Annotated in this window: 23 protein-coding genes; 11 read left to right on the top strand and 12 right to left on the bottom strand. The window is 62.1% G+C overall.

Annotation, left to right across the window (positions count from 1 at the left end):
• The first annotated feature begins 47 nt into the window (after positions 1-47).
• From AC515T_RS17805 to AC515T_RS17780, 6 genes are all read left to right on the top strand, one after another.
• Positions 48-200 (top strand): hypothetical protein, encoded by a 153-nt coding sequence (locus AC515T_RS17805; RefSeq protein ID WP_496529413.1) that lies wholly within the window; start codon positions 48-50, stop codon positions 198-200.
• 51 nt (positions 201-251) lie between these two features.
• Positions 252-1178, top strand: coding sequence for a sugar ABC transporter substrate-binding protein (locus AC515T_RS17800; protein WP_496529412.1), 927 nt, complete (start codon positions 252-254; stop codon positions 1176-1178).
• A gap of 74 nt (positions 1179-1252) precedes the next feature.
• On the top strand, positions 1253-2806 hold the full coding sequence (locus tag AC515T_RS17795; RefSeq protein WP_496529411.1) for a sugar ABC transporter ATP-binding protein: 1554 nt from the start codon (positions 1253-1255) through the stop codon (positions 2804-2806).
• 34 nt (positions 2807-2840) lie between these two features.
• The gene (locus AC515T_RS17790) at positions 2841-3863 is read left to right on the top strand and encodes an ABC transporter permease (protein ID WP_060741741.1); all 1023 of its coding nucleotides are present in this window, start codon (positions 2841-2843) and stop codon (positions 3861-3863) included.
• Positions 3864-4191: 328 nt separating this feature from the next.
• Complete coding sequence (locus AC515T_RS17785; protein ID WP_003202859.1) at positions 4192-4596, top strand: TraR/DksA family transcriptional regulator; 405 nt, start codon at positions 4192-4194, stop codon at positions 4594-4596.
• Between the two features lie 116 nt (positions 4597-4712).
• Entirely contained in the window at positions 4713-6380 is a 1668-nt protein-coding gene (locus AC515T_RS17780; RefSeq protein WP_496529410.1) for a methyl-accepting chemotaxis protein, read from the top strand.
• A 91-nt stretch (positions 6381-6471) separates the two neighbouring features.
• Here AC515T_RS17780 and AC515T_RS17775 read toward each other — a convergent pair whose 3' ends face one another.
• The 3 genes from AC515T_RS17775 to AC515T_RS17765 all read right to left on the bottom strand — a co-directional run bounded on the left by AC515T_RS17775 (position 6472) and on the right by AC515T_RS17765 (position 7393).
• Positions 6472-6708, bottom strand: coding sequence for a DUF2789 family protein (locus AC515T_RS17775; RefSeq protein WP_496529409.1), 237 nt, complete (start codon positions 6706-6708; stop codon positions 6472-6474).
• Positions 6709-6795: 87 nt separating this feature from the next.
• Entirely contained in the window at positions 6796-7026 is a 231-nt protein-coding gene (locus tag AC515T_RS17770) for a hypothetical protein (RefSeq protein ID WP_496529408.1), read from the bottom strand.
• Between the two features lie 130 nt (positions 7027-7156).
• Positions 7157-7393 (bottom strand): hypothetical protein, encoded by a 237-nt coding sequence (locus AC515T_RS17765; RefSeq protein WP_496529407.1) that lies wholly within the window; start codon positions 7391-7393, stop codon positions 7157-7159.
• A 427-nt stretch (positions 7394-7820) separates the two neighbouring features.
• On the opposite strand from AC515T_RS17765, the gene AC515T_RS17760 reads away from it, so the two are divergent.
• The 3 genes from AC515T_RS17760 to AC515T_RS17750 all read left to right on the top strand — a co-directional run bounded on the left by AC515T_RS17760 (position 7821) and on the right by AC515T_RS17750 (position 10016).
• Positions 7821-8270: a hypothetical protein gene (locus tag AC515T_RS17760; protein ID WP_053122788.1), complete on the top strand. Its 450-nt coding sequence runs from the start codon at positions 7821-7823 to the stop codon at positions 8268-8270.
• Between the two features lie 151 nt (positions 8271-8421).
• Positions 8422-9432: an ABC transporter substrate-binding protein gene (locus tag AC515T_RS17755; RefSeq protein ID WP_496529406.1), complete on the top strand. Its 1011-nt coding sequence runs from the start codon at positions 8422-8424 to the stop codon at positions 9430-9432.
• A 146-nt stretch (positions 9433-9578) separates the two neighbouring features.
• Positions 9579-10016 (top strand): DUF3995 domain-containing protein, encoded by a 438-nt coding sequence (locus AC515T_RS17750; protein ID WP_122565845.1) that lies wholly within the window; start codon positions 9579-9581, stop codon positions 10014-10016.
• A gap of 125 nt (positions 10017-10141) precedes the next feature.
• On the opposite strand, the gene AC515T_RS17745 is transcribed toward AC515T_RS17750, so the two are convergent.
• The 8 genes from AC515T_RS17745 to AC515T_RS17710 form a co-directional block, all read right to left on the bottom strand.
• Complete coding sequence (locus AC515T_RS17745; RefSeq protein WP_496529405.1) at positions 10142-10546, bottom strand: hypothetical protein; 405 nt, start codon at positions 10544-10546, stop codon at positions 10142-10144.
• Between the two features lie 733 nt (positions 10547-11279).
• Complete coding sequence (locus AC515T_RS17740; protein WP_496529404.1) at positions 11280-11633, bottom strand: Na+/H+ antiporter subunit G; 354 nt, start codon at positions 11631-11633, stop codon at positions 11280-11282.
• Positions 11630-11908 (bottom strand): K+/H+ antiporter subunit F, encoded by a 279-nt coding sequence (locus AC515T_RS17735; protein WP_003202841.1) that lies wholly within the window; start codon positions 11906-11908, stop codon positions 11630-11632. The genes AC515T_RS17740 and AC515T_RS17735 overlap by 4 nt, the downstream gene beginning before the upstream one ends.
• A complete protein-coding gene (locus tag AC515T_RS17730) occupies positions 11905-12393 on the bottom strand; it encodes a Na+/H+ antiporter subunit E (protein ID WP_496529403.1) in 489 nt (162 codons plus the stop codon). The genes AC515T_RS17735 and AC515T_RS17730 overlap by 4 nt, the downstream gene beginning before the upstream one ends.
• Entirely contained in the window at positions 12390-14075 is a 1686-nt protein-coding gene (locus AC515T_RS17725; RefSeq protein ID WP_496529402.1) for a monovalent cation/H+ antiporter subunit D, read from the bottom strand. Before AC515T_RS17725 ends, AC515T_RS17730 begins: the two co-directional genes overlap by 4 nt.
• The gene (locus tag AC515T_RS17720) at positions 14072-14416 is read right to left on the bottom strand and encodes a Na+/H+ antiporter subunit C (protein ID WP_003202835.1); all 345 of its coding nucleotides are present in this window, start codon (positions 14414-14416) and stop codon (positions 14072-14074) included. The genes AC515T_RS17725 and AC515T_RS17720 overlap by 4 nt, the downstream gene beginning before the upstream one ends.
• Positions 14416-17340, bottom strand: coding sequence for a monovalent cation/H+ antiporter subunit A (locus AC515T_RS17715; protein WP_496529401.1), 2925 nt, complete (start codon positions 17338-17340; stop codon positions 14416-14418). Before AC515T_RS17715 ends, AC515T_RS17720 begins: the two co-directional genes overlap by 1 nt.
• Positions 17341-17714: 374 nt before the next feature.
• Positions 17715-18728 carry a DMT family transporter gene (locus AC515T_RS17710; protein ID WP_496533157.1) on the bottom strand — a complete coding sequence of 338 codons (1014 nt, stop codon included), beginning with the start codon at positions 18726-18728 and terminating at the stop codon, positions 17715-17717.
• Between the two features lie 12 nt (positions 18729-18740).
• Between AC515T_RS17710 and AC515T_RS17705 the strand changes: the two genes are divergently transcribed.
• The gene (locus AC515T_RS17705; protein WP_496529400.1) at positions 18741-19304 is read left to right on the top strand and encodes a helix-turn-helix domain-containing protein; all 564 of its coding nucleotides are present in this window, start codon (positions 18741-18743) and stop codon (positions 19302-19304) included.
• Positions 19305-19321: 17 nt separating this feature from the next.
• A complete protein-coding gene (locus AC515T_RS17700) occupies positions 19322-20770 on the top strand; it encodes an FAD/NAD(P)-binding protein (protein WP_496529399.1) in 1449 nt (482 codons plus the stop codon).
• Between the two features lie 177 nt (positions 20771-20947).
• On the opposite strand, the gene AC515T_RS17695 is transcribed toward AC515T_RS17700, so the two are convergent.
• Complete coding sequence (locus AC515T_RS17695; RefSeq protein ID WP_496529398.1) at positions 20948-22066, bottom strand: Gfo/Idh/MocA family protein; 1119 nt, start codon at positions 22064-22066, stop codon at positions 20948-20950.
• Between the last annotated feature and the right edge of the window lie 211 nt (positions 22067-22277).

The following is a 22277-nucleotide window of genomic DNA, read 5'->3' as shown; positions in this document are numbered from 1 at the left end:
CGGACGACAGACGAAACAAAAACAAGAAACACAGCTAGGTACCGTCGATGAAAACCTTCAGCCGTTCTGCGTTTCACCTGCCACGTCTGCTGCATCTGTCTGCAGTCCTTCCCCTGTTCGAATCCCTGTGTATCCAGCGCAACGGCGCCGTGGTCTGTTGCATGCCCGGCGCGCCCATCGTGCGCTTGCCCCGTTCCTGATCCGTCACGCCTTATCCATAAAACCAACAAAAAAGTGGAGAAAGACCGTTCATGAAGACCAAGACCCGTATCGCCTCGCTGGCCCTGTCGTTGATGCTCACCAGCGGCGCTGCCCTGGCGGACCTGAAGATCGGTGTCAGCATGTCCCAGTTCGATGACACCTGGTTGACCTACCTGCGCGAATCCATGGACAAGAAAGCCAAGTCCCTGCCGGACGGCGTCACCCTGCAGTTCGAAGATGCGCGCAGTGACGTGGTCAAGCAGTTGAGCCAGGTGGAAAGCTTCATCAGCCAGAAGGTCGATGCGCTCATCGTCAACCCGGTGGACACCGCCGCGACCCAACGCATCACCAAGGCTGCGGTGGCGGCCGGCATTCCGCTGGTGTACGTCAACCGCCGCCCGGACGATCCGAAGTTGCCGGAAGGCGTAGTTACCGTGGCCTCCGATGACCTCGAGGCCGGGCGCATGCAGATGCAATACCTGGCCGACAAGATGGGCGGCAAGGGCGACATCGTGATTCTGCTAGGTGACCTGGCCAACAACTCCACCACCAACCGCACCAAGGGCGTCAAGGAAGTGCTGGCCAAGTACCCGGGCATCAAGATCGAACAGGAACAGACCGGCACCTGGTCGCGGGACAAGGGCATGACCCTGGTCAACGACTGGCTGACCCAGGGCCGCGACTTCCAGGCCGTGGTGTCCAACAACGACGAGATGGCCATCGGCGCCGCCATGGCCCTCAAGCAAGCGGGCACCAAGAAAGGCAGCGTATTGATTGCCGGGGTCGATGGCACGCCGGACGGCTTGAACGCCATCAAGAAAGGCCAAATGGCGGTCTCGGTGTTCCAGGACGCCAAGGGCCAGGCCGATGGCTCGATCGACACAGCGGTGAAAATGGTCAAGAAGCAGCCGGTCGAGCAGGCCGTCTGGGTGCCATACCGCCTGATCACGCCGGAAAACGTCAATCAGTTCAAATGACGTTCAACCCGGTCCCACCACAACAATAAGCAGGCAAGGTTGCCACGCCGACCTTGCCGAGGGAGTACCTGATCATGTTCGCTTCAGCGACTGCTTCGAGCGCCCCGGCGATGACTTTCCAGCCGGATGTATCACTTGATGAGCCGTACCTGCTGGAAGTCGTCAACGTCAGCAAGGGCTTTCCCGGTGTGGTGGCCCTGTCCGATGTCCAACTGCGGGTACGCCCCGGCTCCGTACTGGCCCTGATGGGTGAAAACGGTGCGGGCAAATCCACCTTGATGAAGATCATCGCCGGCATCTACCAGCCGGACGCCGGCGAACTGCGCCTGCGCGGCAAGCCGGTGACGTTCGACACGCCGCTGGCGGCGTTGCAGGCCGGCATCGCGATGATCCATCAGGAACTGAACCTGATGCCCCACATGAGCATCGCCGAAAACATCTGGATCGGCCGCGAGCAACTCAACGGCCTGCACATGGTCGACCATGGCGAGATGCACCGCTGCACCGCCCGGCTGCTGGAGCGCCTGCGCATCAAGCTCGATCCCGAGGAGCAGGTAGGCAACCTGAGCATCGCCGAACGGCAGATGGTGGAGATTGCCAAGGCTGTTTCGTATGACTCCGACATCCTGATCATGGACGAACCGACCTCGGCCATCACCGAGACCGAAGTCGCCCACCTGTTTTCGATCATTGCCGACCTCAAGTCCCAGGGTAAGGGCATCATCTACATCACTCATAAAATGAACGAAGTGTTCGCCATCGCCGATGAAGTGGCGGTGTTTCGCGACGGCGCCTACATCGGCCTGCAACGGGCCGACAGCATGGACGGCGACAGCCTGATTTCGATGATGGTCGGGCGCGAACTGAGCCAGTTGTTCCCGGTGCGGGAGCAACCCATCGGTGAATTGGTGCTGTCGGTGCGCGACCTGAGCCTGGACGGCATCTTCAAAGGCGTGTCCTTCGACCTGCATGCCGGGGAAATCCTCGGCATCGCCGGGTTGATGGGCTCGGGCCGGACCAACGTGGCCGAGGCGATTTTCGGCGTGACCCCGAGCACCGGCGGCGAGATCCTGCTGGACGGCCAACCGGTGCGCATCACCGATCCGCACATGGCCATCGAGAAAGGCTTCGCCCTGTTGACCGAGGACCGCAAGCTCAGTGGCCTGTTCCCCTGCCTGTCGGTGTTGGAAAACATGGAGATGGCCGTGCTGCCCCATTACGTCGGCAACGGCTTCATCCAGCAGAAAGCCTTGCGCGCCCTGTGTGAGGACATGTGCAAGAAGCTGCGGGTCAAGACCCCGTCGCTGGAACAGTGCATCGACACCTTGTCCGGCGGCAACCAGCAGAAAGCGCTGCTGGCGCGCTGGTTGATGACCAACCCGCGCATCCTGATTCTCGACGAGCCGACCCGTGGTATCGACGTCGGCGCCAAGGCCGAGATCTATCGGCTGATCGCCTACCTCGCCAGCGAAGGCATGGCGGTGATCATGATTTCCTCGGAGCTGCCGGAAGTGTTGGGCATGAGCGACCGGGTCATGGTGATGCACGAAGGTGACCTGATGGGCACCCTCGACCGCAGCGAAGCGACCCAGGAACGAGTGATGCAACTGGCCTCGGGCCTGTCCTGATGCCCGTCAGTCCAGATAAAAAAGGTAAGTGGCTATGAACGCGATATTGGAAAACAAACCCGCAGCAGCACCGACCAGGTCCCGGCGGCGGCTGCCGACGGAGCTGAGCATCTTCCTGGTGCTGATTGGCATCGGCCTGGTGTTCGAGATGTTCGGCTGGATCATGCGTGACCAGAGTTTCCTGATGAACTCCCAGCGCCTGGTGCTGATGATCCTGCAAGTGTCGATCATCGGCCTGCTGGCCATCGGCGTGACCCAGGTGATCATCACCACCGGTATCGACCTGTCGTCCGGCTCGGTGCTGGCGCTGTCGGCGATGATTGCCGCCAGCCTGGCCCAGACCTCCGACTTCGCCCGGGCGGTGTTTCCCTCGCTGACGGATTTGCCGGTGTGGATACCGGTGGTGGCGGGGCTCGGCGTAGGGCTGCTGGCCGGGGCGATCAACGGCAGTATCATTGCCATTACCGGCATCCCGCCGTTCATCGCCACCCTCGGCATGATGGTCTCGGCCCGTGGCCTGGCGCGCTACTACACCGAAGGCCAGCCGGTGAGCATGTTGTCCGATTCCTACACCGCCATCGGCCATGGCGCGATGCCGGTGATCATCTTCCTGGTGGTGGCGGTGATCTTCCACATCGCCCTGCGCTACACCAAGTACGGCAAGTACACCTACGCCATCGGTGGCAACATGCAGGCGGCGCGCACATCGGGCATCAACGTCAAGCGCCACCTGGTGATCGTCTACAGCATCGCCGGGTTGCTGGCGGGGTTGGCCGGCGTGGTGGCCTCGGCGCGGGCGGCGACCGGGCAAGCGGGCATGGGCATGTCCTATGAGCTGGACGCGATCGCGGCGGCGGTGATCGGCGGCACCAGCCTGGCGGGCGGGGTGGGGCGTATCACCGGGACCGTGATCGGCGCGCTGATCCTCGGGGTGATGGCCAGCGGCTTTACCTTCGTCGGTGTCGATGCCTACATCCAGGACATCATCAAGGGCTTGATCATCGTGGTGGCGGTGGTCATCGACCAGTACCGCAACAAGCGCAAACTCAAGCGCTGATACTCGAAGGGTTGCGACAAAGCGCCACGCCTGACCCGCGTGGCGTTGCCATTTGTCTTCTTAATACAGCTATTGCACCGAATTTCTTGTTATAAACGCACTCCGATGACGGCCAAAAGCCTGTCAGAGAACATTTGAGGGGGTTGTCGGACATTTTCCCTATGTTTTCAGTTGCTGAGGCCTCGACTCGGCCTTAGACTGCCGCCCCTCGTAAATTGAGTGCCGGGTGGCGCTTGCAATAGACGGCGCCTTTCCCGATGAGCGTGGCAGCTGCGCTGCGGGACGCTCCATAATTCGCCTTAATGCACGTTTTTTTATAGAGAAATCAATGACAAAGGAAAAGTTGCTGGCCATGCCGGCGGATGACTACATGAATGCCGAGCAGCTGGCTTTCTTCACCAAGCTGTTGCAGAACATGAAGGTCGAAACCCACGAGCGCATCGAACAGAACCGAATCGCCATTGAGAGCCTGGACACCCCGGCCGACCCGGCGGACGCTGCTTCCGTAGAAGAAGAGCGTACCTGGCTGGTCAACGCCATCGATCGCGACCAGCGCATGCTGCCTCAACTGGAGCAGGCCCTGGACCGCATCAACGACGACAGCTTCGGCTGGTGCGACGACAGCGGCGAGCCGATCGGCCTCAAGCGCCTGCTGATCAGCCCGACCACCAAGTACTGCATCGAAGCCCAGGAACGTCACGAACAGATCGACAAGCACCAGCGTCAGGCCTGATTCGCGTTTTCCGAAAAAAGATCGCGACCTTTTAATGAAGGCCGCGATCTTTTGCTTTCGCCCGTGCGCGTTCGTCTGCTCCCGTTGATCTGCTGCAATAACACGACTAATGGACCATGGATAATGGCTCCGTAGTGGCGTTTAATGCGGTCATAACAACGAGAGTGTGGGTGACGAACATGGCGACAGACGGAACGCTGGCGGGTGCGGTGCCGGCCTCGGTACCCGAAACAAAAGGCGCGGCGCGCTGGCTGACGCCGACCTTGCAGAGTCTCACCCTGGCCTTGCTGCTGTGCGGCATGGCCCTGGGCGGTTGGTCGCTGTACCTGGGCCTGCCGCTGGTCATGCTCATCGTCTGGTTGCCGCGCCTGCGTTCGCGCGTGGCCGCGGCACCCACCTCCACGACCGACACGTTGGCCGAACTGACCCGCGACCTGTCCTACACCACCAGCCATAACGCGCTGTCGGCGGCCGGCGTCGCTTATTCGGTCAAGCAATTGGCCGGCAAGGTCCAGTCCCAACTCGATGCGGCGGCGCAGATTGTCAGCAATGCCGAATCGATGATCGCCACCGAACAGGCCACTTCGCAACTCAGCCAGCAGGCCCTGGGCGCCGCCAGCGAGGCCCACCTCAGCAGCGTGGCCGGGCGCAGCGAACTGGTGGAGTCCATCAGCCGCATGCACCAGCTCAGTCAGCGCGCCAACGACAGCCGTGAGTTGATCGAGGCCTTGAGCGTGCGCAGTGATGAAATCCAGCGGGTCAGCCTGGTGATCCAATCGATTGCCAGCCAGACCAACCTGCTGGCGCTGAACGCGGCCATCGAGGCGGCCCGGGCCGGTGAGCATGGTCGCGGGTTCGCGGTGGTGGCCGATGAAGTGCGCGGCCTGGCCGGGCGCACGGCTGCGGCAACCGGCGAGGTCGGGGTGATGGTGGCCGACATCCAGCAGCGCACCGCCCAGGTGGTGGAGCAGATCCGTCAGCTGGCCGCTGACCTGGACAGCGGCGTGCAGCAGGTCGAGCACACCGGCCAGCACCTGGAAAACATTGCCCGGCTCGCCGCCGGCGTCGAAACCCAGGTCAGCGCCATCGCCCAAGGCACCGACACCAATCGCGAACAACTCGACAGCCTGTTCCACGCGATCGAGCAGATGCGCAGCGACTTGTCCATCAGCGACCAGCAGACCCAGCGCCTGGCCGAGGCGGCGGTGCAGATGGAAGGCCAGGCCGAAACCATCAGCGAACGCCTGGCCGAAGTAGGGCTCGACGATTATCACCAACGGGTCTACGACCTGGCGCGGGAAGGGGCGAGCCAGATCGCCGCGCAGTTCGAGGCCGACATCGACCAGGGCCGTGTCAGTCTGGAGGACCTGTTCGACCGTAACTACCAACCGATCCCCAATACCCAACCGGCCAAATACCAGACCCGTTTCGACCGCTACACCGACCAGGTCCTGCCGGCGATCCAGGAACCGTTGCTGGCCCGCCACGAGGGCCTGGTGTTTGCGATTGCCTGCACCCAGCAGGGTTATGTGCCGACCCACAATAAGGTCTTCAGCCAGCCGCTGACCGGCGATCCCCAAGTGGACACGTTGAATAATCGCACCAAGCGCAAATTTTCCGATCGTACCGGGATCCGCTGCGGCAGCCACCAGCAGCCGGTGCTGCTCCAGACCTACACCCGGGATACGGGGGAGTTGATGCACGACCTTTCCGTACCGATCATGCTCAAGGGGCGGCATTGGGGTGGTTTGCGCTTGGGCTATAAACCCGAGAAACCGCGCTAGGCCATATGACAAGCGCGCTTTTGCGACAAGCGCGCCTCTGTGGCGAGGGAGCAAGCTCCCTCGCCACAAAAAGCTGTGATCGCTCTTGGGGTTACTTACCGCCGTGCAGGCGCACGTTCAGTTGATCCACCACCACCGCTTCTTCGCCGTCGGCGCGCATCCATTCCTTGAGCAGGAGCCTCTGGTGTTCCTCCCAAAAATCGGCATCCACCAGCTTGATCTCCGGCGCCAGCGGGTGGGCCATGATGAAGTCGTCGATGGCTTTGTCGTCCGAGGGCAGGCCCAGTTGGTCGAAAAGGGTAGTGAGTTCGTAGGATGGCTGTTCCATGGGGGACTCCTTTGAGCGGGCGCCGTCATGGCGCCTCGGTTGCCTCCCTTCATCTGAGGCAAGCGCTCGTCAGGAGTTCGATTGGAATCAGGCTTTCAAGGCCCCTTCATCCACGGCGGTCTTCAGCGCCTTGGCCGCTTCCCTGGCGGCCTCGGACGCGAGCTGCGAAGTCTTGAACCAGCGATCCTTCTCCACCTGGTGGCAAGTGACGGTGGTCAACGGTGGCTTGGCACGCATCACGATGACGGCCTGGAACTCGCCTTCGACTTCTCTGGCCTCGCCCCGGATAAAAAACTCGCCAATATCAAATTCCGTCACGTCGCGCCTGCTCCTCGAAACCATTGTGGGTGCGCGATCCGCCGATGAACGACGGACTTCGCTGGGCGGGCAGTATGGCAGCAGTTGCCCGTCGGTGGCTGAGTTAAGTCATGGACGGGCAAATAGGCGGTCAGGCGCTGTGTTCCAGACGCCTGGCCAAGTAGCAGGCCTCGTTATGGTCGGTTCGGAATCCTCTTACACGTCCAGTCGATGTTTCTTCTATGTGAAAAAAACACTTGCCGGCCAAGACGACTCGATAACGCGGTTGAATCAACGAAATTGGCAGGCAATCGACCCCGTCAATGCCGTTGGCCGTTTCAACGATGCAAGAGGCGGCGGGGAGGGCTTGGGTGGTGAAAGTGACCATTTTGAATTCCTTTTCATGGTTTACCGACGAATTGCCGGGTACTTCGAGTAGTCTCCACGCCTTCGGCTGCTCTAGAATCGGCAGCGTCGTGTGGACGGTTGCGCCTATCTAAAGCAATTTTTTTTGGGCTCGATGTCAGAAAAATGCTTTTTTAAGTGAGAAATTTCCCTAAAGTTAGTAGTCCCATCTTTTCCGATGCTCAGAGTGGCGTTTTCCTTCAGCCTCTGGCGACCCCCCGGGAAAGACGGCGAGCGCGGCAACCTTTAGTCTGCTCTCGGCCCGGGACAGGGCGCGCCGTTCATTTCGAATTTCAGTGACAGGTCCATTACGACACTACAGTCGGTACGGGTTCTCGTGGTCCGTCCTTTGCGCAGGGCGGGTCTTTTTTAAAAATGGGGATGTTTCCTTGGCAGTAAGTAATCTCGACATGCATGCGTTATTTGTACTTGGTGACCTGCGGGCAAAACTGGTCAAGCAATTCCAGTCACGTTTCGTCTACATCACCGAGCAGACCGCCGAAGGTATTTATGTCGCCGAAATCGACACCGAGTCGGCCCTGGTGGTCGATGACAAGCCCAGGCTCGAGCTCAAGGTCGGTGATCATTTTCGTGCAGCGGTATTGCCCAGTCGCGAAGGTGGCAAGTTTGAAATCCGCTTTCGCGAAATCAAGCTGACGGTCTATGGCCTTGGCGATTATGCGTTCGTCACGACCCCCGGTGGTCAGGCAATCCTGTTCAAGGAAGGCCACAGCGTTGTGACCGTGTTTGCGGCCAACGAACAGTTGCAGGAAGGCTTGACCAAGACCTTGAAGGCGGTCACCGCCAAGGCCGCCAAGTGGCGCAAGGGCGAGCTGGTGACGTTCAAGGCCAGTGAGTGATCGTTTCAGAGCCTCTACGCCCCAACTGCTGACAGTTTCGCAAGATCTCGCTGGAACCTCGGCTACAGTCAATTGACTGAATTATTCAAGGCTTGCGTTCGGTTACGCAGGGCCGTTCAGCGATTGCTGTATCTGGCATGAGGTGCAAAGCATGAAACGAGTTCGACAGTGGCTGGCTGCCTGGGCCACCTTCGCTGTGTTGGTTTCACCCCTTCCGGCGTCGGCCGCCACAGCGCCGATCCACTTTGCCGACTTGAACTGGGAAAGTGGCAGCCTGATCACCGATATCCTGCGAGTCATCGTCGAAAAGGGCTATGGATTGCAGACCGATACCTTGCCCGGGACCACCATTACCCTGGAAACCGCCCTGGCCAATAACGACATCCAGGTGATCGGTGAGGAATGGGCCGGCCGCAGCCCGGTGTGGGTCAAGGCCGAGGCCGAAGGCAAGGTGGTCGCCTTGGGCGATACGGTCAAAGGCGCGACCGAAGGCTGGTGGGTGCCCGAGTACGTCATCAAGGGCGATCCGGCCAAGGGCATCAAGCCCTTGGCGCCGGACCTGCGCAGTGTCGAGGACCTGGCGCGCTACAAGCACGTGTTCAAGGACCCGGAGAGCCCCGACAAGGGCCGCTTCCTCAACAGCCCTATCGGCTGGACCTCCGAGGTGGTCAACAAACAGAAGCTCAAGGCGTATGGCTTGTCTGACAGCTACGTGAATTTTCGCAGCGGCTCGGGGGCGGCGCTGGATGCGGAAATCAGCTCGACGATCCGCCGGGGCAAGCCGATCCTGTTTTACTACTGGTCGCCCACGCCGCTGCTTGGGCGCTTCAAGCTGGTGCAGTTGCAAGAACCGCCGTTCGATGCCGAGGCCTGGAAGACCCTGACCGACGCCGATAACCCCAACCCGAAGCCGACCCGCTCACTGGCCTCGAAGTTGTCGATCGGTGTCTCCGTGCCGTTCCAGAAGCAATACCCGGAGATTGCCGAGTTCTTCAGCAAGGTCGACTTGCCCATCGAACCGTTGAACAAGGCCCTGGCCGACATGAGCGAGAAGCGCACGCCACCCCGTGAAGCCGCCGAGGCGTTCCTCAAGGCCCACCCTGAGGTCTGGCAGGCCTGGTTGCCCAAGGAGGTCGCCGACAAGGTGTCCGCCGGCCTGTAGGGTGTAGGGCGGCACGCATGCCAGCGGGTTGAACGCTTGATCCTGGGCAATGAATCATTCACTGGAAACTGGCAACCTGCGCCCGTCCAGCAAAATGCCAAATTCGAGCTAGGATGATTGTTCAACCTTTTTCAGGAGGCTGGCGAATGACGCTTTTCTTGGCTCGGTCGCTGGTCGCAGTGTTTGCGACCATCAGCTTGATTCATTTGTATTGGGCCCTCGGCGGGCGATGGGCGGCCCTGGCGGTGGTGCCCCAGGTGCCGGTGAAGCAGGGGGAGGCGCTGCGACCGGCGTTCGACCCCTCGGGCTGGCTGACTTTGCTGGTGGCCCTGGCGCTGCTGATGATTGCACTGCTGGTGTGCCTGCGGGTCGGCCTGCTGGCGCAGCCGGTCACCCACCGGGCCTTGCAATGGCTGATCAGTGCGATTGCCTTGCTGATGTTCGCCCGGGCCATTGGCGAGTCGGAGCTGGTGGGTTTCTTCAAGGAGGTCAAAGGCTCGACCTTCGCCAGGCTCGACACCTGGGTCTATTCACCGTTGTGCGTGGTGCTTGGGGCTGGGTTGCTGACGGTGGCGTGGGCTTGAGTTTCCAACTCACCCAGGGCTGCATGTAATTGCAGACAAACCCAGCCAACCGCAATCTTTGTGGCCAGGGAGCTTGCTCCCGCTGGGCTGCGCAGCAGCCTCAAAAAGGCCGAACACAAGTCAGCCTATCCGCCATAACAGTTCTCATAAACGGCTTTGGCTTTCCACCGGTCCGTATCCGTAAATTCATTCAGCATCGCAAAATGTCCCACCATCAGATCGTTGCAAACAAAAACCTTTTTTATGGATTGATCATGCTGGTAAGTGCAAATGCTGCCAAAACTATGGTTTCCTCTTGCAACCCCAACAGGGAAGTCATAGATGTCAGAGCAGTCTTTTATGGCGCCTGAGTAGCCTTTGCGCTTCAAGCTTTTATTGAATGCTTCTGTGCGCTCGATCATTACTTTTGGATCTTCTATAGTCCTCACAACCGACGCATTCTCCTTCCACTCGATTTCGCGAGAAAAAACGCCAGTGGAAAACCCTGAAAGCATCAAAAAAGCAACCAAAAAGAATGATTTTTTCTTCATTGCTCTTCCTCTGAGAGACTATCTTGCTAGGCAATTTTCCATGCTGCGCCTGAAGTGGAATGCGCCCTCTTTGGCCCCAAGATCCATGTAGTAGGGGCCGCTACCTTTAATGTCCACTATGAGTTGATGTGCTTCGGGCTGGAAAGTGACACGGGTTCTTAATCCAGTTGCATTAGTGTTTGGATAGTCGCCTGTTTCCAGTGTCCCGTCATGAATGTCCAGTCGAGTCACAGTCGTTTCCCATTTGGGATTCATAACTGATAAAGCTTGAATGGTTTTTTGCGCGCATGACATAACTTCTTCGGTCGACACTCGTGAATCTGTCTCCCAGCTTGCTCGTGAATGTGGCTCGAGTTGGCTGCAACCGCTCAGGGCCAGCCCATATGTCAGCCAAACAATCATCCTCGTTAAAAAAGAAGTTCTCATAGGCGGACCTGTTATTGGCCGAGTGCTCCAGTTTGCCTGATGGGTATGACCTGAGCGGATGTATTTGGCACAAATATTTGCCGCCCAATATTAAGCGTTCCATTGTTACCGTTTCGAGTGTTGTCGCTGACTCAACTCATATAAGTAACGGAGGTTCTGGCGGTCAGCTATCGACCAAACCCGGCAGCTCAGAATTGCTGAACACATGTCAGCCTGACACACCGAGGTGGCAGGTCTCGGGGCTGCTGCGCACCCCAGCGGGAGCAAGCTCCCTCGCCACAAAAGCTGTACCGGCTCGAGATACCTGTCAGTCGGTTCGGCGGCTGCTCACTTCCGCGGGCACATCATCCCCGGCCATGCGCTTGCGGAACAATGCCGCTCGGGCCAGCAGCAGGGTGGTTACCGGTACGGTGATCGACAGCAGGATCGGGATCAGCCAGGCATGCAACACCGGCCCGGACTTGAGCGCCGAGAAATAAATGATCGAGGCCAGTGCCACGCTCCAGGCACCCAGTGTAGAGGCCAGGGCCGGTGGGTGCATGCGCTGGAAATAGTCCTTCAAACGCACCAGGCCGATCGCTCCGGCCAGGGCGAAGAGGCCGCCGAGCACCAGCAGGATCGCCACCGGGATTTCCACCCACATCGACAGTTCGCCGGTCATTCGATCACCTCGCCACGCAGCAGGAACTTGGCCAGGGCGAACGAGCCGACAAAGCCGAACAGGGCGATCAGCAGCGCCGCCTCGAAATAGGTGTCACTGGCATAACGGATGCCCAGCACCAACATCATCAGCATCGCCACGATGTACAGGTAGTCCAGAGCCAGTACCCGATCCTGGGCCGACGGGCCCTTGAACAGCCGCCACAGGGTCAACACCATCGCCAGGGAGAACAGGAACAGGCTCAACAGGATCGCATTGGACAGCAACGGGCTCATTCGAAAATCTCCATCAACGGGCGCTCGTAGGTGGCCTTGAAATGCGCGATGAATGACGCCTCGTCTGCCAGGTCGAACACGTGCATCAACAGGATGCTGCGATCCAGGGCCAGTTCCGACCAGACGGTCCCCGGAATCACCGTGGTGATCATCGACAGCGCGGCCAGGCCGTTGGCATCGCGCAGGTCCAACGGCACCTTGATGAACCGTGAGCGAGGCGGGCGACGCCCAGCGTTCAGCACACCCCAGGCCACCGCCAGGTTGGACACCAGCACGTCGCGGCCCACCAGCAGGAACAAGCGCAACACCACCCACGGTCGGCGGATACGGATGGGGCGTGGTCGCAACGGGCGCATCATCAACGGGGCGAGGAAGCCCAGTGCGGCGCCCAGCAGCAGATGGCCGGCGCTGAGGGACACGTTCAATACCAGCCACAGCACGCACAGCGCCAGGGACAACCACGGGGCGGGAAACAGGTGCTTCATGGCTGCACCTCCCGCAACGCGGCGCGGGCTTCGGGGTTGGGTACGGCGCGGGTGGCGAGTACCGACATCACGTAATGTTCCGGGTTGTTCAGCGCATCGGCGGCGGATTGGGTATAGCGCAGCAACGGCTCGGCCTTGAAGGCCAGGGCGATGCCCAGGCCCAGCAGCACGATGATCGGCAGGCATTCGAACGGCCGCAGCAACGGTGACGGTCGCTCTTGCGGCGTCCAGAAGCGCTGGATGCCCAGGCGCGAGAAGGCGATCAACGAGGCCAGCCCCGACAGGATCAGCAACGCCAACAGGCCCCACGCCTGGTTTGACACCGGCGCCCCGGCACTGGCCTCGAGCCCCTGGGGATTGAGCAAGGCGCTCAACAGGCTCAGCTTGCCGATGAACCCCGAGAGCGGCGGCATGCCGATGATCAACAGCGCACAAAAGATAAAGCTCAAGCCAAGGAAAGCCATGGTCCAGGGAATCACTTGCCCGACCACGGCTTTCTGCTCGTCATCGAGGTTGATGCCCTTGGGCGGCTGCAAGGATTCCAGCGGTCGCGGCAAGGTGTCGAAGTCGTCGTCCAGGGACAGCTCGTTGGCCGAGCGCGAACGTTCGATCAGCTCGGCCAGCAAGAACAGCGCGCAGAGCGCCAGGGTCGAACTCACCAGGTAAAACAGCGCCGCACCCACCAGGTTCGGTTGAGCGAAGCCGATGGCCGATAACAGGATCCCGGCCGAGACCAGGATGCTCAGGCTCGCCATGCGCTCCAGGCGTTGGGCCGCGAGAATGGCGATGGCGGCGCAGACGATGGTCGCCATGCCGCCGTAGACCAGCCAGTCGGCGCCGAAATACGCCGAGGCGCCGGCCTGGCCGGAGAACAGCAACGTCCACAGGCGCAGGATCGTGTAGACGCCGACCTTGGTCATGATCGTAAACAGTGCCGCCACCGGTGCGCTGGCGGCGCTGTAGGCCGGCACCAGCCAGAAGTTCAGCGGCCACATGCCGGCCTTGGCCAGGAACGCCACCGCGAGAATGCCTGCCCCGGCGTGCAGCAAGCCGCGGTCGGCCTCCGGCACCAGCGGGATTTTCAGGGCCAGGTCGGCCATGTTCAACGTGCCGGTGACGCCATAGATCAGCGCCGCGCCGATCAGGAACAACGACGAGGCCAGCAGGTTGATGGAAATGTAATGCAGCCCCGACGATACCCGCGCCCGACCTGACCCGTGCAGCATCAAACCGTAGGAAGCTGCCAGCAGTACCTCGAAGAACACGAACAGGTTGAACAGGTCCGCCGTCAGGAAGGCGCCGTAGAGGCCCATCAGCTGGATCTGGAACAGCGCATGGAAACTGGCACCGGCGCGGTCCCAACGAGCGGTGGCGAACAGCAGGGCGCTAACGCCGATGATGCCGGTCAGGACCAGCATCAGCGCCGACAGGCGATCGACCACCAGGACGATGCCGAACGGCGCCTGCCAATTGCCGGGCAGGTACACGCCAATGGAGGCGGGCAGGGCCTGGTCCTGGGTCCAGTACAGCAACAGCACGGCGATGCCCAGGCCCAGCAGGCTGGAAAACAGATTGATCCGGGCCTTGAGCGGGCGGTGTTTCTCGCCCAGCATCAGCATCAACGCGGCGGTCAGCAGCGGCAGCAGGATGGGCGCGGCGATCAGATGGGGCGTCAAGATCATTCCTTGGGCTCCCGACCGTCTACATGATCGGTACCGGTCAGGCCCCGGGACGCCAGCAGCACCACCAGGAATAGCGCGGTCATGGCGAAGCTGATCACGATGGCGGTCAGCACCAGTGCCTGGGGCAGCGGGTCGGTGTAGTGCAGCAGGTCCTGGGGCACGCCGTCCTTGATGATCGGCTCCTTGCCGATGAACAGGCTGCCCATGCTGAAGATGAACAGGTTGACGCCGTAGGACAACAGGCACAGGCCCATGACCACCTGGAAGGTCCGTGGCCGCAGCACCAGCCAGACACCGGAGGCGGCCAGTACGCCGATTGCGATTGCGATGACTTCTTCCATCAGGCGGTGGCTCCTTTGACGGGGGCGACGGGTTTGGCTTGCAGGCCCGGCTTATGGGCCCGCACCGACTGGTGAGCCAGGGCGGTGAGGATCAACAGGGTGGAACCGACGACCACGGCGTACACGCCGATATCGAAGAACAGCGCGCTGGCCAGATGAATATCCCCCAGCAGCGGTAATTCGAAATGCCAGGTGTGGGTGGTCAGGAACGGGTAACCCACGGCCATCGCCCCCAGGCCGGTGGCGGTGGCGAACAACAGCCCGGTGCCCATCCAGCGCAGCGGTCGCAGGCTCATTTGCGCCTCGACCCACTGGGTGCCGGCGACCATGTATTGCAGGATGAACGCCACGGACATCACCAACCCGGCCACGAAGCCGCCACCGGGTTGGTTGTGGCCGCGCATGAACAGGTAGAACGACACCACCAGGGCAATCGGCAGCAGCAAGCGCACCAGCACCGACGGCACCATCATGAAACCCAGGGCGGTGTCGCTGGCATGGCGTGGGTTGACCAGGTCGGTGACCACGTCCGGCGCCAGCAGGCGCTGTTGCGCCGGTAGCTGCATGCTTTCCTTCGGCGGGCGAAACCGTCGCAGCAGGGCGAACACCGCCAGGGCCACCGCCACCAGCACGGTGATTTCCCCCAGGGTGTCGAAGCCACGGAAGTCCACCAGCATCACGTTCACCACGTTGCTGCCGCCGCCTTCGGGCAGGGCGCGGCTCAAGTAGAACGACGAAATGTCGTTGGGCGTCTGTCGCGTCAGCATCGCATAGGACAACAGCGCCATGCCGCCGCCCACCGCGATGGACAGCAGCAAGTCCCGCAGGCGGCGGATGCGCGCGCGGCGCTCGCTATTGGGCAGCGGCGATACATCCTCGATCCGCCGTGGCAGCCAGCGCAGGCCCAGCAGGATCAGCACCGTGGTCACCACTTCCACCACCAGTTGCGTCAAGGCCAGGTCGGGCGCGGAGAACCAGACGAAAGTCACGCAGGTCATCAAGCCGCAGACGCTGACCATGGTCAGGGCCGCGAGCCGGTGATACTTGGCCTGCCAGGCGGCGCCCAGGGCACAGGCGATCGCCAGCAGCCACAGGGTGACGAACACGATGGAGCCGGGGATCTTCGGCCGGTCGCCCCAGACCAGCGTGCTGTGCAGCATCGGGATCAGCCCGGCGAGCACGGCAGCGAGGACCAGCCAGAACAACTGCGCTTGAAGGCGGCGGGTGCTGATCCGCCGTTCCAGGCGCCGGCCCTGGCGCATCATCAGCACCAGGCAGCGCTCGAACAGCCGCTTGCCGCTGAGCCGGCCAATGAACGGTGGGTGCTTGATGTGCCCTTGCCTGAATTGATTGCGCAACAGCAGGTACAGCACGATACCGCCGGACATCGCCACCAGGCTCATGATCATCGGCGCATTCAGGCCGTGCCAGATCGCCAGGCTGTAGTCGGGCAGCGTGCCGCCCACCACCGGCAACGCGGCGGCCGCGAGCAATGAGCCGACCACCTGGGCCGGAAAAATCCCCACCAACAGACAGGTGAACACCAGCAACTCCACCGGCGCACGCATCCAGCGCGGTGGTTCGTGAGGGGTATGGGGCAGGTCGGTGGCGGTGGGGCCGAAGAACACGTCCACGGTAAAACGCAGGGAATAGGCGACGCTGAAGGTCCCGGCAATGGTGGCAATGATCGGCAACGCCAGCTCGACCCAGGCCGTGGCGGAGATGAACACCGTCTCGGCGAAGAACATTTCCTTGGACAGGAAGCCATTGAGCAGCGGCACCCCGGCCATGGCCGCGCTCGCCACCATGGCCAGGGTCGCGGTGAACGGTATCAGCCGCACCAGGCCGCTGAGCTTGCGAATGTCGCGGGTGCCGCTTTCGTGGTCGATGATCCCGGCGGCCATGAACAGCGAGGCCTTGAACGTGGCGTGGTTGAGGATATGAAACACCGCCGCCACGGCCGCCAGCGGACTGTTCAGGCCCAGCAGCAGGGTGATCAGCCCGAGGTGGCTGATGGTGGAGTAGGCCAGCAGGCCCTTGAGGTCGTTCTGGAACATCGCGCAGTAGGCGCCCAGCAACAACGTACAGGCCCCCGCGCCGCTGACGATGTAGAACCATTCTTCACTGCCCGACAGCGACGGCCATAACCGCGCCAGCAGGAACACCCCGGCCTTGACCATGGTCGCCGAGTGCAGGTACGCCGACACCGGCGTGGGGGCGGCCATGGCGTGGGGCAGCCAGAAGTGGAAGGGAAACTGGGCGCTTTTGCTCAGGGCGCCGATCAGGATCAGTGGCAACAGAATGGGGTAGAGGGCATGGGCACGGATCAGGTCGCCGGCGGCCAGGACCTTGTCCAGTTCATAGCTGCCCACCACATGGCCGAGCAGCATCACCCCGGCCAACAGGCAAAGCCCGCCGGCCCCGGTCACCATCAAGGCCATGTAGGCACCGCGTCGAGCGTCGGCGCGGTGGTGCCAGTAGCCGATCAGCAGGAACGAGAACAGGCTGGTCAGCTCCCAGAAGAACACTATCTGGATCAGGTTGCCGGAAATCACCAGCCCGAGCATGGCGCCCATGAACGCCAGGAAAAAGGCGAAGAAACGCGGCACCGGGTCGTCCGGCGACATGTAGTAGCGGGCGTACAGCGACACCAGCGTGCCGATGCCTAGCACCAGCAACGAAAACAGCCAGGCGAAACCGTCCAGGCGCAGCACGAAGTCCAGGCCCAGGCTGGGCAACCACTCATAGTGCTCGCGGATCACGCCGCCGTCGGCGATCTGCGGGTACAGCAAGGCCACCTGAACCGTGCCGGCCAGGGCTACGAGGCCGGCCAGCAGCGATTCGGCGTTACGGGCGTTATGCGGCAGCAGCGCCGCGACACAGCTGCCGATGAAGGGCAAAAGCAATAGAACTATCAGTGACATAGGCTTCTATTCGGCGGAAGGTTGTGAGGGATCATACGTGGCGTATTCCCGATCACCAACCGTGAGGGTGTCGCAGAATCCTACAAAGCTGGTTGAGTTTTCTGTCTTTGCGTTGTGTGGGTGAGGGGGAGGCAGCATCAGAATCCGCCACGGTACTGGGGCCGCTGGGCCGATGGTTGGAGGTAACGCAATAGCGCGCCATGCGCATCACCCGTGGCGAGGGAGCTTGCTCCCGCTGGGCTGCGCAGCAGCCCCCCAAACCAGCCGACTCGGTGTGCCAGGTAGATCGAGTCAACTGATTTAGGACCGCTGCGCGCTCCAGCGGGAGCAAGCTCCCTCGCCACAGGGTCAATCACCATTGCAGGTGACCGGCCTCACTGCTCGCGCTCAAGCACCTCATCCACCTCATCCACCTCAACAACACTTTTGCTGCGGGTCTTCAACTCACTCACAATCACCGCCGCCACGATCAGCGCCGCGCCGAACAACGCGATCGCTGGCAGCCGCTCACCGGCCAGGCGCCCGGCAATGCCGGCCCACACCGGTTCGCCGGCATAGATCAGCGTGGCGCGAGTGGGCGAGACGCTTTTCTGGGCCCAGTTCATCGCCACCTGGATCGCTGCGCTGGCGGCCCCCAGGCCCACGGCGCTGAACAGCAGCAACATGGAAAAATCCGGGATCGCTTCCTGGGTCGGTACCACCATCAGGAACGCCAGCACCGCCGTGCTCGCCAGTTGCACCACGGTCACCCGGCGCACATCGACCTGGCCGGCATAGGCACTGATCAGGATGATCTCGGCGGCAATCGCGATGGCACTGATCAACGTGGCGATTTCACCGGGGCTGAAGTTCAGCGAGGCCCCGGCCGGGCCCGATACCAGCATCAGCCCGGTGAACGCCAGCATGATGCCGAGGCTGGGCATCAAGCCCGGTCGACGGCCCAGCACCAGCCATTGCAACAAGGGCACGAACGGCACGTAGAGCGCGGTGATGAACGCCGATTGGCTGCTGGGGATGGTTTGCAGGCCGACGGTCTGCAGGCCGTAACCGAGCATGATCGCCACGCCGATGAAGCACCCGGCCTTGAGTTCGAACAGCGTCAGGTCCCGCAGCTGCCGCCAGGAAAACAGCGCGACAAACGCGGCGGCGGCGGCGAAGCGCAGGCCAACGAAAAACATCGGTCCGCTGACCGTCATGGCATGCTGCACCAACAGGAACGTCCCGCCCCAGATCATGGTGATCAGCACCAGCACGCATTCGGCCTTGCTGAACCTTGGGAAACGGGAGGAAGCTTTGGGGGAGTTCACCGATACCATGACCTTGCGCGCCACTTGAGGCGGACGCACAATGCGTCCGAAGTTGGGCAGTATAATGCGCAACCCAGCCATGTGAGCAATATAGTGCACAAAGAATCCGGCCAGCGGGCCTCCGTCCTGCAACACGTCAGCCAGAACGTCCGTCGTCTGCGGCATGCCGCCGAGCTCAGCCAGACGGCGCTGGCCGAGCTGTCGGGAGTCAGCCGGCGGATGCTGGTGGCCATCGAGGCCGGCGAAAAGAACGTCAGCCTGACGACGCTTGACCGGGTCGCCGAAGCCCTCGATGTCGCCTTCAGCGACTTGATCCAGGCCCCCGACGCCCGCGACCCGAGCCGCATCAACGAACTGGTCTGGACCGGTGTGATCCCGGGCAGCAAAGCTGTGTTGCTCGCCAAGGCCACGGCCAGCCGTGAGGTAGAACTTTGGGAATGGCGGCTGGAGCCGGGCGAGCATTACCATTCCGAGTGCGACGCAGATGGATGGAGCGAACAACTTTATGTATTCGAAGGCTGCCTGACGTTGCTGCTGGGCAGCGAAGAGCGCTGCATAGGCGTCGGTGAGTTCTTCATGTTCGCCAGCAACCAGCCCCATGCCTATCGCAACGATGGCCCGGTGGCGGCGAGATTCGTACGCAACGTGGTGATTTGATGCCTGGGGAGAGCGGTATGGATACAGCGCTGGAGCGACAGGGCAGCGGGCTCATCCGCGAAGCCGATATCCTGATCATCGGCGGCGGCCTGAGCGGTGCCATGCTGGCCGCGCAGTTGCTGCGCCTGCCGGGCCGGCGCGAGGTACTGATCATCGAGCCGCGCAGTGAATTGGGCCGGGGCGAAGCCTACAGTGCCGTGGAACTGGGCCACACCTTGAACGGCAACGCGGCGCGCATGAGCGTCGACCCGGACAACGCCGATGACCTGACCCAATGGCTCACCGCGTTCATCGAAGCCGGCGGCTGGCCCGAGTCGGATCAACAGCACGTGCCGATCAGCGAGTTGTTCCCACCCCGGGGGATATTCGGGCTCTATGTGCAGCAACGCCTGGCCGAGGCTCGTGAGTTGGGCGCACAAAACGGTTCGACCGCCGAGCATGTGCGCGGGGAAGCCGTGGACCTGCGGCTTGCCGACGACGCCGTGATGCTGACGTTGGACGACGGTCAGGTCTTGCGTGGTCGTTTCGCGGTACTGGCCACCGGCATGTTCCCGGCGGCGCGCACCCCGCAAACCAAATCCAGCGGCTTGAATGCCGCGGCCCTGGATCCCTGGGATGTGGCTGCAATGCGTCAGCTCGACCCGCAGTCCACGGTGCTGATCATCGGCTCGGGGCTGACCATGGTCGATGCCGTCGTGTCGCTGGAACAGGCCGGGCATCGCGGGCCGATCGACGTGTTTTCCCGCCACGGCCTGCTGCCCCATGTACGCCGCCAACCGCCGGCCTGGGTGGATTTCCTCGCCGAGGATCACAGCCTGCGTTCGCCACGCCAACTGATGCGAGCCCTGCGCGAGCAATGCCGCCAGGCCCAAGCCCAGGGCATCGATTGGCAAGCGCCGCTGGACACCGTGCGCGCGCACATCGGGCGTTTGTGGAACCAGGCCAGCGATGTGCAGCGCCGGCAGTTCGTGCGGCACGTGCGGCCCTGGTGGGAGAGCCATCATCATCGCTCGCCACCGTTGAGTGCGGAGCTGGTGGCGCGTCTGCACGGGGAAGGGCGGCTGCGGATTCACGCGGCGTCGTTCATGGGGCTGGCAACGTCTGCCGAAGGCTTGGTGGCCATTAACGTTCGTCGACGGGGCGAGGCTGGACTGGAGGTGGTGCAGGGCGCCGCGCTGATCAACTCCAGCGGCATCGAATATGACTGGCGTCGTGTTGCGCGACCGTTGCCGCAACAACTGCTGGCCCGAGGGCTGATCCAGCCGGGGCCGCTGGCCCTGGGCATCGCCGCGCGTGCCGATGGGGCGGTGCTGGATGCTCGGGGCGTGCCTGCCGACCGGCTGTTCGCCATGGGCCCGCCACTGCGGGGGATGTGGTGGGAAAGCACGGCGGTGACGGATGTGGCGAGTCAGGCCAAGGCACTTGCGGGACGGTTGGTTGAACTGCACACCCCACATCGACACTGAACAAAGCACCCTGTGGCGAGGGAGCTTGCTCCCGCTGGGCTACGAAGTAGCCCCAAAAACCCTTCACTCCGGTTGTCAGATCGATTGCGCCCAACCTCTTTGGGGTTGCTGCGCAATCCGACGGGAGCAAGCCCCCTCGCCACAAGAGCCGTCCCCCTAAACGGCTTGGTCAGCATGTCATTGCTCGCTGATGTTCACCCACCGCTCCTCCCGCGCCGCGATGCGGATCGCTGCCGCCAGTCGCTCCACTTCCCAGGCCTCGTCGAAATCCGTCCCGCTGCCACCCTGGCCGGCGAGGGCCATGATCAGTTCCTGCACCTCCAGCGTTTTCAATTCGTTGTAGCCCAACTGGTGCCCGGCAGCCGGGCTGAACGCGGCATAGCCGGGCAAATCCGGGCCCGCCAGCAGGCGCTGGAAGCCTGGCTGGCCGGCGCGACACAGGCGCAGTTCATTGAGCCGTTCCTGATCGAACGCCAGGGTGCCGAGGGTGCCGCTGATCTCGAAGCTCAGGTGGTTCTTGTAGCCGTGCTTGAGCCAACTGCTGCTCACCGTGCCTCGGGCGCCATTGGCGAAACGCAGCAGCCCGTGAACCTGGTCATCCACGGCGATGGTCCGTTGTTCGGCACTGCCGCCGACGCTGGCGGGGCGTTGGTTGTGCACGGTCTGGCTGTCGGCGCACACGGCCTCGACATCGCCCAACAAGTGCCGGGCCATGGCCAGCAAGTGGCTGCCCAGGTCCGCCAGGGCGCCACCGGCGTGGGCCGCTTCGCAACGCCATGACCACGGTGAGGCCGGATCGGCCATGAAGTCTTCGCTGAACTCGCCCTGGAAACTGATGATCCGCCCCAGTTCCCCGCGCTGGATCAGGTCCCGCGCCCGTTGGATGATCGGGTTGTGCTGGTAGTTGTAGCCGACCCGCGTCACCACCCCGGCGGCCTTGGCCGCCTGGCGCATCTGCTCGGCCTGCTCCAGGGACACCGCCAGGGGCTTTTCACAATAGACCGGCTTGCCCGCCGCCAGCGCCGCCATGGCCATCGGGAAGTGCAGGTGGTTGGGCGTGGTGATGGCGACCAGATGAACCTTCGGGTCATCGATCAGCTGCTGCCAGTCGCTGTGAGCCGTCTCGAACCCCCAGCTTTGGGCGCATTGCCGGGCACGCTGTGGATCGGCGTCGGCCAGGGCCGCCAGTGTCAGGTTCAGGGGGAGGTCGAACACCGCCTTGGCGTTGTGAAACGCCAAGGCATGGGCACGGCCCATGAAGCCGGTGCCAATTAGACCGATGCCGAGTTCGCGCATGAGAAAAAGCCCTTTGAATTTTTGTTTTCAGGAGGGCTCTTTATGGAATAAATATTCGCTAATTGCAAATGTTGGAATAAATATTCAGTTATGCGATTCCAGAGAATCCATTGTGGGAGCGAGCTTGCTCGCGATAGCGGTGGGTCAGCCAGTACCTGTATGACTGATGAAACGCTATCGCGAGCAAGCTCGCTCCCACAGGAGATTTCAC

The organism is Pseudomonas sp. FSO-7 (assembly GCF_059579345.1).
This window is presented reverse-complemented; position numbering and strand designations above follow the sequence as displayed.